The sequence below is a fragment of the Methanosphaerula palustris E1-9c genome (genome assembly GCF_000021965.1).
GTDB lineage: Archaea > Halobacteriota > Methanomicrobia > Methanomicrobiales > Methanospirillaceae > Methanosphaerula > Methanosphaerula palustris.
Genome location: NC_011832.1, coordinates 1,692,472 through 1,708,454 on the forward strand (window position 1 = coordinate 1,692,472; position 15,983 = coordinate 1,708,454).

At 54.6% G+C, this 15,983-nt stretch carries 17 protein-coding genes; 8 read left to right on the forward strand and 9 right to left on the reverse strand.

Annotation, left to right across the window (positions count from 1 at the left end):
• Nucleotides 1-45 precede the first annotated feature (45 nt).
• The 4 genes from MPAL_RS08130 to MPAL_RS08145 all read left to right on the forward strand — a co-directional run bounded on the left by MPAL_RS08130 (nt 46) and on the right by MPAL_RS08145 (nt 5,712).
• Complete coding sequence (locus MPAL_RS08130) at nt 46-1,356, forward strand: hypothetical protein (RefSeq protein WP_012618275.1); 1,311 nt, start codon at nt 46-48, stop codon at nt 1,354-1,356.
• 116 nt (nt 1,357-1,472) lie between these two features.
• Complete coding sequence (locus tag MPAL_RS08135; protein WP_012618276.1) at nt 1,473-2,816, forward strand: MFS transporter; 1,344 nt, start codon at nt 1,473-1,475, stop codon at nt 2,814-2,816.
• 116 nt (nt 2,817-2,932) lie between these two features.
• Entirely contained in the window at nt 2,933-4,249 is a 1,317-nt protein-coding gene (locus tag MPAL_RS08140; RefSeq protein WP_012618277.1) for an AI-2E family transporter, read from the forward strand.
• A gap of 116 nt (nt 4,250-4,365) precedes the next feature.
• The gene (locus MPAL_RS08145) at nt 4,366-5,712 is read left to right on the forward strand and encodes an MFS transporter (RefSeq protein ID WP_012618278.1); all 1,347 of its coding nucleotides are present in this window, start codon (nt 4,366-4,368) and stop codon (nt 5,710-5,712) included.
• Between the two features lie 173 nt (nt 5,713-5,885).
• Here MPAL_RS08145 and MPAL_RS08150 read toward each other — a convergent pair whose 3' ends face one another.
• Both MPAL_RS08150 and MPAL_RS08155 read right to left on the reverse strand, forming a co-directional pair.
• Complete coding sequence (locus tag MPAL_RS08150; protein ID WP_012618279.1) at nt 5,886-6,194, reverse strand: KTSC domain-containing protein; 309 nt, start codon at nt 6,192-6,194, stop codon at nt 5,886-5,888.
• A gap of 302 nt (nt 6,195-6,496) precedes the next feature.
• The gene (locus MPAL_RS08155) at nt 6,497-6,853 is read right to left on the reverse strand and encodes a hypothetical protein (protein ID WP_148208193.1); all 357 of its coding nucleotides are present in this window, start codon (nt 6,851-6,853) and stop codon (nt 6,497-6,499) included.
• A gap of 13 nt (nt 6,854-6,866) precedes the next feature.
• Here MPAL_RS08155 and MPAL_RS08160 point away from each other — a divergent pair, with 13 nt between their 5' ends.
• On the forward strand, nt 6,867-7,205 hold the full coding sequence (locus tag MPAL_RS08160; RefSeq protein WP_012618281.1) for a hypothetical protein: 339 nt from the start codon (nt 6,867-6,869) through the stop codon (nt 7,203-7,205).
• Between the two features lie 452 nt (nt 7,206-7,657).
• On the opposite strand, the gene MPAL_RS15160 is transcribed toward MPAL_RS08160, so the two are convergent.
• A complete protein-coding gene (locus MPAL_RS15160; RefSeq protein WP_083767024.1) occupies nt 7,658-7,825 on the reverse strand; it encodes a CxxC-x17-CxxC domain-containing protein in 168 nt (55 codons plus the stop codon).
• 187 nt (nt 7,826-8,012) lie between these two features.
• On the opposite strand from MPAL_RS15160, the gene MPAL_RS15840 reads away from it, so the two are divergent.
• From MPAL_RS15840 to MPAL_RS08175, 3 genes are all read left to right on the forward strand, one after another.
• Nucleotides 8,013-8,231, forward strand: a complete 219-nt coding sequence (locus tag MPAL_RS15840) for a hypothetical protein (protein WP_148208194.1) — start codon at nt 8,013-8,015, stop codon at nt 8,229-8,231.
• A 290-nt stretch (nt 8,232-8,521) separates the two neighbouring features.
• On the forward strand, nt 8,522-8,701 hold the full coding sequence (locus tag MPAL_RS08170; RefSeq protein WP_148208195.1) for a hypothetical protein: 180 nt from the start codon (nt 8,522-8,524) through the stop codon (nt 8,699-8,701).
• 260 nt (nt 8,702-8,961) lie between these two features.
• Nucleotides 8,962-10,092, forward strand: a complete 1,131-nt coding sequence (locus MPAL_RS08175; protein ID WP_236610351.1) for an aldo/keto reductase — start codon at nt 8,962-8,964, stop codon at nt 10,090-10,092.
• 68 nt (nt 10,093-10,160) lie between these two features.
• Here MPAL_RS08175 and MPAL_RS08180 read toward each other — a convergent pair whose 3' ends face one another.
• The 6 genes from MPAL_RS08180 to MPAL_RS08205 all read right to left on the reverse strand — a co-directional run bounded on the left by MPAL_RS08180 (nt 10,161) and on the right by MPAL_RS08205 (nt 15,917).
• On the reverse strand, nt 10,161-11,582 hold the full coding sequence (locus MPAL_RS08180; RefSeq protein ID WP_012618285.1) for an MATE family efflux transporter: 1,422 nt from the start codon (nt 11,580-11,582) through the stop codon (nt 10,161-10,163).
• The gene (locus MPAL_RS08185) at nt 11,569-12,036 is read right to left on the reverse strand and encodes a MarR family winged helix-turn-helix transcriptional regulator (protein ID WP_012618286.1); all 468 of its coding nucleotides are present in this window, start codon (nt 12,034-12,036) and stop codon (nt 11,569-11,571) included. The genes MPAL_RS08180 and MPAL_RS08185 overlap by 14 nt, the downstream gene beginning before the upstream one ends.
• Nucleotides 12,037-12,162: 126 nt before the next feature.
• Nucleotides 12,163-13,599: a sensor histidine kinase gene (locus MPAL_RS14530; protein ID WP_012618287.1), complete on the reverse strand. Its 1,437-nt coding sequence runs from the start codon at nt 13,597-13,599 to the stop codon at nt 12,163-12,165.
• Between the two features lie 183 nt (nt 13,600-13,782).
• Complete coding sequence (locus tag MPAL_RS08195; protein ID WP_012618288.1) at nt 13,783-14,463, reverse strand: amino acid ABC transporter permease; 681 nt, start codon at nt 14,461-14,463, stop codon at nt 13,783-13,785.
• 7 nt (nt 14,464-14,470) lie between these two features.
• Nucleotides 14,471-15,235, reverse strand: coding sequence for an amino acid ABC transporter ATP-binding protein (locus tag MPAL_RS08200; protein WP_012618289.1), 765 nt, complete (start codon nt 15,233-15,235; stop codon nt 14,471-14,473).
• 4 nt (nt 15,236-15,239) lie between these two features.
• Nucleotides 15,240-15,917 carry an amino acid ABC transporter permease gene (locus MPAL_RS08205; RefSeq protein ID WP_012618290.1) on the reverse strand — a complete coding sequence of 226 codons (678 nt, stop codon included), beginning with the start codon at nt 15,915-15,917 and terminating at the stop codon, nt 15,240-15,242.
• Nucleotides 15,918-15,983 lie beyond the last annotated feature (66 nt).

Genomic DNA, 15,983 nt, shown 5'->3' on the forward strand with positions numbered 1-15,983 from the left:
TATCATTCGGATGAGGGGAATATGAACCGAAAGAGGGAAAGGTCGATGTCGTCACATCTGCCGTCAGATAGAATTCGGTGGGGGATCTGTCTCGCCGTCCTCGCTCTCCTCCTCACATTCGCCCTCGTCGCCGTCGCGAGCGCTACCCCGCCTCCTCCCGAGTACCGGGCCCAGTTAGCGGCTCCGAACCTCGAATACCTCAACACATCGGACTCCGGGCTCTTCATCAAAGTCGACTCGTACAGTTCCGAGCAGGGACTGGCAAAGAGACCGTCGTCCCTCCCGAACGTATCGGATAACTACTATTACTCCACCTTCACCTCTCCAAAGACTGGCGAACAGTATCTCGACGCCGTCTGGTACTTCAACACCTGGGACGGGTTCACGAAAGGGAAGGACGAACTGAACCGGTACCTCCAGCAACACGGAACGGTCACACCGGTCGTGCTCAATCTCTCCCCGGAACTCGCCGGCTCCAGTATCTCTGACATCAGGGATCTCTCCGGGACGGAGCAATGGCGGACGATCAATGCGACCCGGTACGAGGGGGAGGGGACATCAGGAGACTTCCTCACCTTCGCCACGAACTACTTTCCGGGCGAGAATTACTACATCGCGTACTACGGGATCACAGGTTCGACCAACGTGAGTGAGGATGCGACGCATCATCAACATCTCCTCGCCATGACGAGTATCCCTCGATTTGTCATGAGCCACTGGTACGAGTTCGATCCCGCAACGCCGATGACCATTCCGGATTATTCATCCAGCCCCGCATACTGGGCCAATCAACTCGTGGTGATCTCTCCGCTTCTCCTCCTTGTCATTGGTTTCACGTACATCCCGGTCATCGCCCTCGCGTATATCACCGCCAGGATAGCCCTGTGGATGGAGGCCCGCATAACTCCACGGATCCGTGTTATCCTGCCCCTGATCGTTGTCGGTTGCCTGATCGGGTTGCTCGCTGTCAGGGCTCTCTACATCGAAGAGGTCTGGGTCGGTTTGACCGATATCCTCGTCACCGCAGTCCTCGTTCCGATGGGAGTGCTGACCGCCTGGCCAGTCTTCGAAGGGCATCTGACGATTGTGAAGCCGAGGTCGGCCGTGTACTTCTGCGTCGCCGGGACACTCTTCGCCATCATCCTTGCCACCGCGTCATTCTTTCTCATTAAGGTCTTTGTCATAGACGGTCAACCGGTCTCATTCTTCGTGTCGGACTCTGTCGTCGTGCGTTCCATCATCCTTTATCTCATGAGCGTGGTCATCGCCATTGTTCTCTACTCGGTGACCCTGCTCTGGGACCGGCTCCAGAGACGCCGACAGAACAAGCATCCTGCTGAGGGTGAAGATCTATGAGCACTTCACGAGGGGGAAGGCCGGCACCATCATGGACTCGACAGGATGGATATGAACAGATCGATGACCGTTGCCGTTCGGATGAATGAAATATGAACAGAAAGAGGGAGGGATCGATGTCGTCACATCCGCCGTCTGAGAGGATACGGTGGGGGATCTGTCTCGCCGTCCTCGCCCTCCTCCTCTCATCCGCACTGATCGGCTCGGTGAGCGCCACCCCGCCACCTCCCGACAATTATGCCTGGTGGGCCGCGACGAATACCGGATACCTCAATGCATCGGATGCCGGCCTCTTTGTCGAGACCGACGGATACATCTCCCGGCAGGAACCTGAGAAGAGACCACCCTTCCTGTCGAACGTCTCGGGTAATTATTATTACACCAACTTCACGTCTCCAGAGACCGGCGAACAGTATCTCACCGCCGTCTGGTACTTCGGTGACTGGGACATGTTCACAAAAGAGCAGGACGAACTGCACCGGTACCTTCAGCAGCACGGTACAGTCACTCCAGTCGCGCTCAATCTCTCTCCAGAACTCGCTGGCTCCAATAGTTCCGACCTGGTGAACCTCTCCGGGTCTGAGCAATGGCGAGCGATCGATGCGACCCAGTACGAGAGTGACGAGACGTCGGGGTACCTCCTCACCTTCGCCATGGATTCGTACCCGGGGGTGAACTACTACATCGCGTATTATGGTGTCGTTGGCCCGGTTGATCTGAGAGAGGAGGCCCATCACCTCCACCTCCTCGCCATGACGAACCTTCCCGTAATGGTACTGGGTCACTTATACGTCTTCAACCCGACGACGCCGATGATCAAGGTTTATGATTCGTTCATCCCCAGATTCGACATTACGAACTGGACAAACTGGATCCCATTTCTCGAGATATTCATTCTGATTCTCATTGCTGTCATCGGTTACACCCTCATCCCGATCATTGCCCTCGCATATATCTCCGCCAGGATATCTCTATGGATGGAGGCCCGCATGACTCCACGGACCCGTGCCATCCTGCCACTGATCGTCGCCGGTTGCCTGATCGGAGTGCTCTCCGTCAGGGCCCTCTACGTCGAAGAGTTCTCGCTCGGTTGGACCGATCTCATCGCCGCCGCAATCCTCGTCCCAATGGGGGTGCTGACCGCCAGACCACTCGTTAAAAAACGCCAGAATTCTGTGAAGCCGAAGTCTGCCGTGTTCCTCTGCGTGGTCTGGACATTCCTGACCATCATCATCGGCACCGTGTTGTACTATCTCCTGGGTGTACGTTATATCTTAAACACAGGTTCTCTCGAACAGCCGCTCTTGTACATCATGGGGCGCTCTGTCGTCCTGCGTTCAATCATCATGTACCTTGAGAGCGTGATCATCGCCTTCGTTCTCTACGCAGTGATCCTGCGTAAGAATCTGATTTGGAGACGCCAACAGAGCAAGCATCCAGTGGAGGATGAAGATCAATGACACCATCACAGGGGGAAAGGCCGGCTCCATCATGGACTCGACTGGAAGGATGTGAACAGATCGATGACCGGTATCGTTCGGATGAGTGGAATATGAACAGAAAGAGGGAAAGGTCGATGTCGTCACATCTGCCGTCTGATAGGATACGGTGGGGGATCTGCCTCGCCGTCCTCGCCCTCCTCCTCTCGTTCTCCCTCGTCGCCGTCGCGAGCGCCACTCCGCCCCCTCCCGAGTACCGGGCTCAGTTAGCGGCTCCGAACCTCGAATACCTCAACGCATCGGACTCCGGGCTCTTCATCAAGGTCGACGAATACAATTCTGAGCAGGGACTGGCAAAGAGACCGCCGTCCCTCCCGAACGTATCGGATAACTACTATTACACCACCTTCACATCTCCAGGGACCGACGAACAGTATCTCGACGCCGTCTGGTACTTCAACACATGGGACGGGCTTACGAAAGGGAAGGATGAACTGCACCGGTACCTTCAGCAGCACGGAACGGTCACACCGATCGCGCTCAACCTCTCCCCGGAACTCGCCGGCTCCAGTAGTCCGGATATCAGAGAGCTCGCCCTGTTGGAGCAGTGGCAGGCGATCAATGCGACCCGGTACGATGGAGATGGAACGTCGGGGTACTTCATCACATTCGCCACGAACTACTATCCAGGCGAGAACTACTACATCACGTACTACGGAATCATGGGTAAGGCAGACAGGAGTGAGGAGACGACGCATCGTCTCCACCTCCTCGCCATGACGACCATCCCTCGATTTATCTCGAGTTTCTGGTTCGATTACCTCGATCCCGCGACACCGATGAAGGTCCCCCTTCCTTCGCCCATTCCCATGTCATGGATCAGTCTTCTCATGATCGGGGGGTTGTTCCTCTTCCTGATCATCGGCTTCGTCTTCATTCCGGCCCTCGTTCTCGCGTATATCACCGTCGGACTATCTCGTTGGATAGAAGCCCGTTCAGCGCCGTGGATTCACTCGCTCCTACCGCCGCTCGTCGCCGTATGCCTCATCGTAGTGCCAGCCGGGATCGTCCCGTTCGTCGATCAGGTCTCGGCCGGCGTAATCGAAGGAATCGTTCTCGCAGCCCTCATCTCGATGGGCGTGATGACACCATGGCCGCTCTTCCTGGAACGCCTGAAGGTCGTGAAACCACAAACGGCGGTGTTCATCTGCGGAATAGGGACGTTCTTCGTCCTGACGCTCGGCATCATGCCATGGACTCAACTCTCTCCGGATCTCGGTGGATTCCTGATCGCTCTCGCCCAGCCATTCCCATCCGCCGCGGTACGCTCTGTGATCTTTTACCTTGAGAGCGTGGTTATCGCCATCGTTCTCTACGCAATGATCCTGTTCTGGGACCGGGTCCGGAGACGCCGGCAGAGCAAGAAGCATCCAGTGGAGGATGAAGATCAGTGACCACTTCACGAGGGGGAAGGCCGGCACCATCATGAACTCGACAGAATGGATGTGAACAGATTGATGACCGGTATCGTTCGGATGAGTGAAATATGAACAAAAAGAGGAATAGATCGATGTCGTTGCATCTATCGTTTGATAGGAAACGGTGGGGAATCTGTCTCGCCGTCCTCGCCCTCCTCCTCTCCTCCACATTGATCGGCTTGGTGAGCGCCACCCCGCCTCCTCCCGACAATTATGCCTGGTGGGCCACGACGAACACCGAATACCTCAATGCATCAGATGCCGGCCTCTTTGTCGAGACCGACGGATACATCTCCCGGCAGGGAAATGAGAAGAGACCACCATTCCTATCGAACGTCTCGGATAATTATTATTACACCAACTTCACGTCTCCAAAGACCGGCGAACAGTATCTCACCGCCGTCTGGTACTTCAGAGACTGGGACGGGTTCATAAAAGAGAAGGACGAACTGCACCGGTACCTTCAACAGCACGGTACAGTCACTCCGGTCGCGCTCAATCTCTCTCCAGAACTCGCCGACTCCAATAGTTCCGACCTGGTGAACCTCTCCAGATCTGAGCAATGGCAGGCGATCGACGCGACCCAGTATGAGAGTGACGAGACATCGGGGTATCTCCTCACTTTCGTCATGGATTCGTACCCGGGGGTGAACTACTACATCGCGTACTACGGGGTCGTGGGTCCAACCGACATGAGAGAGGAAGCTCATCATCTCCACCTCCTCGCGATGACGAACCTTCCTGTAATGGTACTGGGTCACTTATACGTCTTCAACCCGGCGACGCCGATGATCAAGGTTTATGATTCGTTCATCCCCAGATTCGACATTACAAACTGGACAAACTGGATCCCATTTCTCGAGATATTCATTCTGATTCTCATTGCAGTCATCGGCTACACCCTCATCCCGATCATTGCCCTCGCGTATATCTCCGCCAGGATATCTCTATGGATGGAGGCTCGCATGACTCCGCGGACCCGTGGTATCCTACCACTGATCGTCGCCGGTTGCCTGATCGGGGTGCTCGCCGTCAGAACTCTCTACGTTGAAGAATTCTCGCTCGGTTGGACCGATCTCATCGCCGCCGCAATCCTCGTCCCAATGGGGGTGCTGACCGTCAGACCACTCGTTAAAAAACACCAGAAGTCTGTGAAGCCGAAGTCTGCCGTGTTCCTCTGCGTGGTCTGGACATTCCTGACCATCATCATTGGCACCGTGTTGTACTATCTCCTGGGTGTACGTTATGTCTTGAACACAGGTTCTCTCGAACAGCCGCTCTTGTACATCATGGGTCACTCTGTCGTCCTGCGTTCAATCATCATGTACCTTGAGAGCGTGGTCATCGCCATCGTTCTCTATGCAGTGATCCTGTTCTGGGACCGGATCCGGAGACGCCGGCAGAGCAAGAAGCATCCAGAGGAGGATGAAGATCAGTGACTCCATCATGGACTCGACATGATAGATGTGAACAGATCGATAACCGTTCCCGTTTGGATGAGTTAAATATGAAAAGAAAGAGGGAGAGATCGATGTCGTCGCATCTTTTCCGAGAAAATTTAAATAATCATCAGAAGCCGGGACCATCGTACGGGAATGGGTCAGGATGCGATCTATACGACAACCGGCTTTGCGCGGAACCGGGGCCGGATCTTTTCGGAGAAGAACTTTCCAATCTCGCTTGAATGCATGAGATCCGCATAGACTTTTGAAGGGACACCAGAGTACTGGTAGACCTCTCCTTTGTGAAATTCGATCTCCAGAATTTTCGTATTCTCATCATACCCAACAGACTTCATAATAACGGACTTGACGGGCTGTCTTTCCAAGAGTATCGCCAAGTTCTTACACGGGGGCTGAATGGTTAATAGTTTTGATGACCAGTGTTGCACCCACTTCTGTTTCACCACACGAACTGGCATCGGAGTAAGGCCCCTCCCGGTTCGTCCTCGTTCATCGCTCGCCCGTGATGAAGGTGACAGAGCCGCCTCCCCAAGGTCGACGAAGGTCCTCCAGTTCGTCCAGACGGACGCAGGATCAGCCAGTTTGGACAGGCATGTTCCCTTCAGAGGTATGATGGTGGTGGCTCTATGGTGAATAGAGTGAACGATATTGTTCCAGAATTGTCCTCGTTGAACCCAGAAATACAACTCAATTGTACCATTGGCTCCAATCGGCTCGTCAGAAAAGAGGTGTCTGACCGGGATCAAAATCGAGGGAATAGTCACAGCATACGGTTTAACCTGCTCTTTCCCGCTTTTGACAGAGAGAAATGTATCACACCGTTCTCCTCACGAGGACCATCTCCTACTAACAGATGCTGGCTGATCATCGTTCTGATTATTTTATTGGTTATTGCAGAAGAGAGATGCAACTCTTCAGCCACCGTTGAACTGGTCATCGATCCACGCCCATCGGAAAAAAGGTACAGAATCAGGTCACTTTCCATCATGGCATCTACATTGAACATTGTCCCTTTTTTTACTACCTGAACTGGCACCCTTATGGATCCATGCCTCAAAGAACAGCCACTGGCAATGGTGACCGGTCTGTTGGGAACGACTATAAGGGGTGAATCCATTAGAAGAGATGGTATGAACAGTGACGATATGAAGATCGAAGATCAGGGTTCAGAGTATTACTTCCTGAAAAAAATATTTATGGGCCGCCCAAGCCTGGCGATTGATGGCCGCCTTGTCAGTTCTTTCAAAAACCTTCCCGAGGTCGAAGTCACGATCGTTAATTGCGGTTCGGACGGTACTGAGATCACATTCTTTGAAAAAGGGCGAACAATGCGATATTTAGATCACTCCAATCCTCCGATTGGTGTCGAGTGCATGAATATGTCCGACATGGAAGGAGTGGAGTATCTTCGTGATCTCTATCGCCAGTACAAATATGTCCATGCGGAAAATCCAAATAACGTCAGATGATCGGGGATCATCAGATCAAACCGGATTGGCGATATTTGATCATCACTCCTCGTTTCACCGGTATTATTATTGATACCCTCTTCTCTGAGAATGAATCGAGAAGAGGAACCCAGGGAAAATCCCTGGCTGTCCCAATCACGGAGATCTGCAATAAACTCATGCGAGAGATCGATGATCCCTACCTCGATTCCGGTCATCACCAGAACATCAGATCCCGGAAACGATCAGGTACATCAGGCGCCATTCGTCCGACAGATCGAATTACCGGATACCCGCTCCGCAAGTCCGGGTCCGGTACTCCTTTGAGAAGCAGTTCACAGGGGTGTGTCTGCCGGAATAGTGATAATCAAAGGGATATCCTGACGCATTATAAAATGAGCAAACTTCAGATAGGAGAGAACTGATGAAATATTTCTGTTGCTGGCCGGCCGCCAACTGTCCAAAAAAAAGGATTAGAATGAAGGCTTTCTGTGCTTTGGCAGGCACTCCCTGCAGTAGACCGGCCTATCTTCGGTTGGCTTGAACGGGACCTCGCACTCTTTTCCACAGTCTGAACAGATTACTTTTGTCATTTCTCGTGGCCCAAAGTTTCTTGGACCTCCGAATCCTCTTTCGCTCATGATTTACTCTAACAGAACTTATTCTGTTTTAAAACCTATGGTCCACAGATTGATAGAGGTATGTATTGAGGGCAGGTCCTACAATCCCAGTAGTGAGGACCGAATCTGATCCGAACGAGGGGTTTCGCCAGGCTGAATAGAGGGAAGGAGGGGCAGGACCTCGGGCAGGCGCGAGGAACGACGGCCGATGTGGCCAACGCAATCGTCCCTTTCGGTGAAGACCAGGATCTCGTCAACACGAAGACAGTATCGGTTACGCCGGGGTGGACAACCACTTATTCTCAGTCCGACGACCTTGGGCCGCGACCGGGTTGTCGAAACCGGCCGGCGCAGGCCTCACGTGATGGGCACGGTCGATCGGCAGGCAATGGCGCTCGACCTCGACAAAACACAATGGGATGAATGACGACATGAACGGGAGCGGAGCACTCGACTTCAATGCCGCCCCCTCCTCTTCAACACCCTCAACCTCAATTATAAGCGTGAGGTATAAGCGTGAGGTTTTACCCTGAATGATGGGGTGACCGGTAGGGAGACACTCAGATTCTTTCTGCCTCAACCTGTCATCAATGACGAACGAAATCCGTACTCATGCCGGCCCTACCACCTCAGACGAAAGAAAGAATGCCAATGACCCCATATCACCTACTCGAGGAACCAATGATACAACTTCTCGTATGGAGCCTGATAAAAGGTTTGATCTGGAAAAAGGCCCTGGTCCTGATCGGGGTGACGTTGCTGGCGATGACCGGTGTCGGTCTTGTTGTGCTCCTTCTCTTCTTCCTTGGAAAGCGAATGATGACAATGATGGCCGGCGACGGGTGCTGCTCGTGCATAGGGCCTGGGGATGAACCAGAGAGCAGCAGCAGGGCATAACTGACGACGAGACACTGAGATCCAGGGATCAGTATAGCTGCAGGCATACTCAGGTGCAGGTCCTGCTCCACAGACCAATTGGAACTTATCAGCAGAGCAGGTCTACCAGTTCGGGCTGCTCTTCGGGTACCTAAAGTACCAGTTCACAATATCTTACCCAAGAACGCCGGCCCTAATCGAGAGATGGTGAGAGAAACCTTATCCATTCATCAGTTCACATTCTGCGCAAGGGAGATGATCTATTCATGTTGTATAGGAGGATGAAGAACCTCGATAAGGACCTCTCGATCCTGGGATTCGGGTGCATGCGCCTCCCGCTCTCAGACGACGGGAGCATCGACGAGCCACTGGCGACAGCGATGGTCAGGGACGCGATCGATCGGGGAGTGAACTATATCGATACCGCCTATCCATATCACAACGGGGAGAGCGAACTGTTCCTTGGACGTGCACTATCGGACGGATACCGTGAACGGGTGAACCTCGCGACAAAACTGCCGAGCTGGCTGGTACATTCTCGCGAGGATATGGACTGCTACCTGAACGAACAGTTAGAAAAACTGCAGACCAACCATATTGACTGTTACCTGGTCCACGGCCTGAACAGTGTCTTATGGAAAGACCTGGTCCCGCTCGGCCTCACCGAGTTTCTGGACGATGCAATCGCCGATGGTCGGATCGGAGCTGCAGGCTTCTCGTTTCATGACCCTTCAGGGGATGTCTTTAAAGAGATTGTCGACGGGTACGACTGGACCTTCGCTCAGATCCAGTACAACTTCATGGATGAGGACTACCAGGCCGGGACTGCAGGACTTCAGTATGCCGCAGAGAAGGGGCTCGGACTGGTGATCATGGAGCCAATCCGCGGGGGAATGCTGGCCACAAGGATCCCTGCCATCCAGAAGATCTGGACCAGGGCATCGACGCAGCGGACCCCTGCAGAGTGGGCGCTCCGCTGGGTCTGGAATCATCCAGAGGTGACAGTCGTCCTCTCCGGGATGTCGACGCCGGAGCAGGTCCGGCAGAACATCGCAACAGCCGATCAAGGTCACCCAAATTCCCTCTCCGAGGGGGAACTCCGACTCTATGATCTGGTCAGGCACGAATACACAAAGCGTATCAGGGTGCCATGCACAGGCTGCAAATATTGTATGCCCTGCCCATCCGGTGTGAACATTCCAGAGTGCTTCGCCCACTACAATGCCGGAACGATCTTCGAAGACCCGGGTGTCGCAAACATCAACTACACGATTGCCACCGGGTCGTTCTTTGGCGGTTCCCCATCGTGCGCCTCACAGTGCACAGAATGCGGGGCATGCGAAGAACAGTGTCCGCAGGGGATTCATATCCGGGAGCGGCTCAAGGAGGTCGCAATGTACTTTGGAAGGTAAAAAAGAGAATGATGAAGCGCCGGGAATCCCAACGCCCTTTTTTGATTCAGATCGATTCATTCAGTATCTCAGTCTGCCGATGCACCCGGTAGGGATATCAACTGACTGATATGATACCTGGCCCAGGCATACCCGAGCAGCCCGCCGAGAATGTCTCCGATCACGATCCCCCACCAGACTCCATGTTCTCCCATACCAAGGACGACACCAAGAACATAGGCGAAGACGGCAATGAAGAGCAGGTTCCGGAACAGACTGACGATCAACGAGTTAACGCCCCGACCCAGCCCCTGAAATACACAGCCTGACATGATACCCGGCGGTACGAACGGATAGAAGAAACACATCGTCGCCAGGAAGGCTGCAATCGTCGGAGAAAGATGAGCGCTCTCCGGAGCGTATGCGAAGAGATAGGCGATCTGCTGGGAGAAGACGTAGGTCACCACACTGATCAGAAGGGTGATAGCGATTCCAAATCCAACCGAGAAACGGTGGATCACCCGCAGACGCTTATACAGACGTGCACCATAGGCTGCCCCGGTGACTGCAGTCACGGCGGTACCAATTGCTACCACCGGAATGATAGCAAACATCACAACCCGCCAGCCAGCCGTATAAACAGCGACTGCGTCGGTGCCAGCGACGATCACCAGAATTCCGTTGAGAATGATGGCAAGCGCCGACATCAGTACGAACTCCAGGCTCGCCGGGAGTCCGACCTTCAGGACGTCTGTCACGATCGCCCGGTCGGGTTTGAAATGCTGCCACGAGAGCGAGATGTAGGTGTCCCGCTTCACAAAGAACCAGTAGAGCAGGACAACTGATACAAATCCAACAGAGATGAGCGTCCCCCAGGCCGCACCTGCGATCCCCAGACCCGCCGTATAGATCAGCAACGGGTCGAGAACCATATTGATGAGCGAGGAGGCGACCATCGCGTACATGGTCCGTTTAGCGTCCCCCTCGGCACGGAGAATCGCGTACCCGATATTGGAGAAGAGGAGCAGAACGGTCCCGGCGAAGATCACCTGGCCGTACTCAGCTGCAAGTCCAGCCGTCTTCCCTGCTCCGAAGAGGAGGGCGATCGGCTGGGCGAAGAGGATCAGGGGAACCGTGAGGATCGCTGAGATGGCGAGCATCAACAAGAGCGCATGGACTGCAGCGCTGTCCGCTCCTTCCCTATCCTCCGCCCCGATCCGTCGTGATATCACCGAGGTGACCCCTGCACCAAGCCCAGCCCCAAGCCCCATAATAATCATGAAGAGCGGGGTGATGAACCCGACAGCTGCCATAGCATCAGAGCCGAGCCCGGCCACCCAGATAGCATTCACTATGTTGTACAGCGACATCAACAGCATCGCTACGATCATCGGTCCGGAGAGTTTGAGGATCGCCTTCTTTGGGTCACCCCGTAAGAGTGAGACACCAGCGGTCTCTGCCTTCATCTTCAGATCTGTGTTTTGAGTGACTTCTGGATTAGATTCTGTCATGTGAGGGTTCCTCACGATTACGGATATTTCTGATACAATTCATCGCAATTCTGTTCAGGAGGGCGTTGAGATCTACGCGTTCTTCTGGCGAGAGACCATCACAGACCTGATCATCCCACTCCTGATCGATCATCTGTATTTTAGAGACAATCTGTTCTCCTTTCTCCGTCAACAGGAGCCTGAACGCCCGCCGGTTGACCGGGTCAGGAGTCCGGCTGATATAGCCAGTATCCTCGAGTTTACGGGCTGCACGGGCGATCGCTCCCTTGTCGAGGTGAAGATGCCTAGCCAGAGATTCCTGCGTAATGTTCTGCTGATGGGAGAGATGCATGAGAAGCGGAAACTGCCCTGATGAGAGGTCATAGGGGCGGAGCCGGTAGTTCATCATGATCCCGTGGGTTCTGGCAATAACCGAAACAAGCCCTGCTAACGGGATCTCTTCGTCTTCTCTCAAGTGGATCAGTACTTGGTTCAGAACTGGGATAAACGTTGTCGTCGCAACAGTTGATTTGACAACAAATGAAGTGGATGTACCCCGTACCGCCGCCCGAATGATCAGGAGCCATCCCCGGGTATCAGATCAGGTGGCGGTAGCCGGGAGCGTGAAGTAGAAGGTCGTTCCCCTCCCGACCGTCGAAGTGACTCGAATCTGCCCGCCATGTCGGTCGAGGATCTTCCTGGCGATGGTGAGGCCGATCCCGGTCCCTTCGTACTCCTGCCGGGTATGGAGCCGCTGGAAGATCACAAAGATGCGCTCGAAGTAATCTGATTCGATCCCGATTCCGTTATCTGCAACCGAGAACTCCCAGAACTGTCCGATCCTGCCGGCCCTGACATGGATCATCGGCACCACCCCGGGGCGGTGAAATTTCACCGCATTGCTGATCAGATTCGTGAAGAGCTGAACCATCTGCATCCGGTCTGCCATCACCATCGGCAGCGGCTCATGGGTGATAGTCGCTCCAGAGGATTGGATCATCTGGTTCAGGCCTTCCTCCACATCGACCAGCACGGCCTCGATATTGGTCTCTGTGAACTGTGGTTCACTGGCATTGATACGGGAGAACGCAAGCACATCCTGAATCAGCATCTGCATCCGGAGACCACCTTCGACGATGTACTCCAGAAATTCATCAGCATCTGCGTCTAATTTCCCCCGGTACCGCCGGTCCAGCATCTGGCTGTACGAGACGATCGACCGCAACGGTTCCTGTAGATCATGGCTCGCGATGTACGCAAACCGCTGTAGATCCTCGTTCGACCGCTGCAGTCTCCCGGCGTACTCCTTCAGGCTCTCCTCTGCCTTCTTGCGCTCAGATATATCCGTCGCCACAACAAGCACGCTGTCACACTCTCCCTCCGGATTCAGCATGGGAACCTTGGCCGTGGTGAACCAGTGGATCTGTCCATCCGCTCCGAAAAGCGCTGCTTCTGAGTGGATCTCATTTTTACTGTGAATCACTTCTGCGTTCTCATCATGGAGGTGGCGGATCTGATCCGCAGTATCCAGGAACCTGAAATCTTCGTCGGTCTTCCCGATCATCCCGTCGACAGTCGTGCCGAAGAATCGAGCCGTTGCCAAATTTGCCTGGAGGAAATGCCCCCCAAAGTCTTTCACAAAGATCAGGCTGTCGGCCGAATCAATGATCTTCCGTAGAGAACGTGCAGATTTCTGCCTGGCCTCCACCTGATCGGTATATGTCTGGATCCCTATTGCAGCGATGACAAGGATCAGACAGAACAATGCCCGGTCGAGGACGGTCTCAAAAAGATTTGCCGGGGAGGTGAAGAGAAGACTGATGATGATGAGAACAATTGAAACCCCTGCAACAGCGAAAGGCGCCCACCGCTGCCGGAGCCAGATGGTCAGGATCAGAGGGAGGACGTACGGCGTCAGAACCCTGAATTCAGAAGGCGTGACCAGGTCAATGAAGAAGATGACAGTTATCGAGATGATGATCAGAGCAGGTATCAGGAGGTCAGAAATATACTGATGTTTCCACTCTTCTGGACTCACCTGCCTTTCCTGCTCACCCAGTACCAGTCTGATGTTCCCCCTCCGGGACTATGTATCTGATCACAGTACTCATCCATCCTTATCTTTTTACGTGATAAGTGCTTCCCCTTGGATCGAGGAGAGGAATATGCAATCAGGATCAGATTTCATAGAAAAAAGGGGTTCTTTCATAGAGGGAGGAGATCAGATCGGCTCCCCTGCGTTAACCATTCCCGGGATCCGATACCGCACCTCTAGATAATTGGCCATCCATGTCGCGATCGTGACCAGCGCCAGGTACACCAGTCCAACGACTGCAAACGTCTCAGTGTACGTGAAGTACTTAGCTGCGACGATCTTGCCGGCTCCAGTCACCTCGATACAGGTCAGCATGTAGGCCAGGGACGAGTACTTGATCAGGTAGATCATCTCGTTGGCGATCCCAGGGATAGCCCGCCGCATCGCCTGCGGCAGCATGACATAGCGGATTGCCTGCCTGCGAGTCATACCCAGAGCAAGGGCGGCGGTCATCTGCCCGTCCCGGATCGAGCCCAGTGCACCCCGGATATATTCTGAGGTGTAGGCTCCATTACAGAGGATGAACCCAAGCACCGAGGCGACGAAAGCGGAGAACCGAATCCCGACCGAGGGCAGACCGAAGTAGATGATGAAGAGCAGGATCAACAACGGACATCCCTTGACGAGCAGCACAAAGAGCCGGCAGACCGAGGCCGTGAACGGACTCCCATAGGTCCTGCCGAGGGCGACCCCGATCCCGGTCAGCAGCCCGAACGGCGCCGAACAGGCGACCAGACCGAGCGTGACCAGCAGCCCGCTGCCGATGGCAGGCAAGAGGATCGTCAGGATAAAGTCCGGTGTCGTCATCTGGTGATCATCTCTGCTGCCCCATCGGCCCGGCATGGTCGCCGAGGTGGGAGAGGAATGCCCGGGTCCGCTGGAAGTCTGGGTTGTTCTGCATCTCCTGCGGAGTGCCACGTTCGACGATCTGCCCCTTCTCCATGAACAGGATCTCAGAAGCCACCGAGAGCGCAAAACTCATCTCGTGGGTGATGATCAGCATCGTCATTCCACTTCTAGCCAGGTCACGGATGATCTCAAGCACCTCGCTGATCCGTTCTGGGTCGAGTGCTGAGGTCGGCTCGTCAAAGAGCATGACATCCGGGTCCCCGGCGAGAGCCCGAGCGATCGCGACCCGCTGTTGCTGCCCGCCCGAGAGTTCGGCCGGGTAACAATCCGCCTTGTCCAGGAGACCGACCCGTTCGAGCTCCTGCAGGGCCTTTGTATGGGCCTCGTCCCGGCTGAGCCCCTGCACCCGAATCAGGGCGAGCTCAATGTTCTTCACCGCGGTCAGATGGTCGAAGAGGTAGAAGTTTTGAAAGACCATCCCCATCTTCTGCCGGAAGTAGTTGATCCGCGGGGAGGTGGCGGTCACCTCCTCCCCATGGAGACGCACTGTTCCGGTGTCAGGTGGTGTCAACTGGTTGATACAGCGCAGCAGGGTCGTCTTCCCGGTCCCGGACGGACCGATAAAGACCTTGGTCTCTCCTTTCTTCACAGAAAACGAGACCGAGCGCAAGACCTGGCTGGTCCCAAACGTCTTGGAGAGGTTCTCCACACTGAGTATCACATCGTCCATAATATCAGACTCCTCCGGTTCCGAATCCCGGGATCCGGTAGCGCTTCTCCACGAAATGGAAGATCTTCAGCCCGCCATAATTGAGCAGGATATAGATCCCAGCACAGATCAGAAAGACCGGCATCGGCTGGTAGGTCTGGGTGACAATATTGTTGGCCCGGGTCAGAATCTCCATGATCCCGATGGCATAGCAGACCGCAGAGTCGGTCAGCAGGATCGGGTACTCGTTGGACCAGCCAGGAAGGGCGATCCGGAAAGCCTGGGGCAGGATCACACTGGTGATCGCCTGCACCCGGCTCATGCCGAGCGACCGGGCGGCCAGCATCTGCCCGTCCCCAATCGACTGGATCGCCCCGCGGAAGATCTGTGACTGGTATGCCCCGCTCCGCAGCCCGAGGACCACGATCCCGACGAAGAACGGATCTACATCGAGCCCTGCCAGCGGAAAGAGCCCAAAGTAAAAGAGGAAGAGGAGGACCAGATTCGGGAGACCACGGAATATCCAGACATAGGTCGCAACAATCGCACTGAGCAGCCGTTTTCCGTACACCTGCGCAAGCGCCATCGGGACGCCGATCAGAAATCCAAGCAGCAGTGAGGAGAGAACCAGGCCAAGAGTGACCCAGATCCCACCGAGAAGATAGGGAAATGAGCCGATGAGCGCCTGAACCAGGTCGGTCACCTGCTGTCAGCCCCCGATGATTGCATACAAGATCGTATGCATCCAAAACCTGATATATTCAACTCA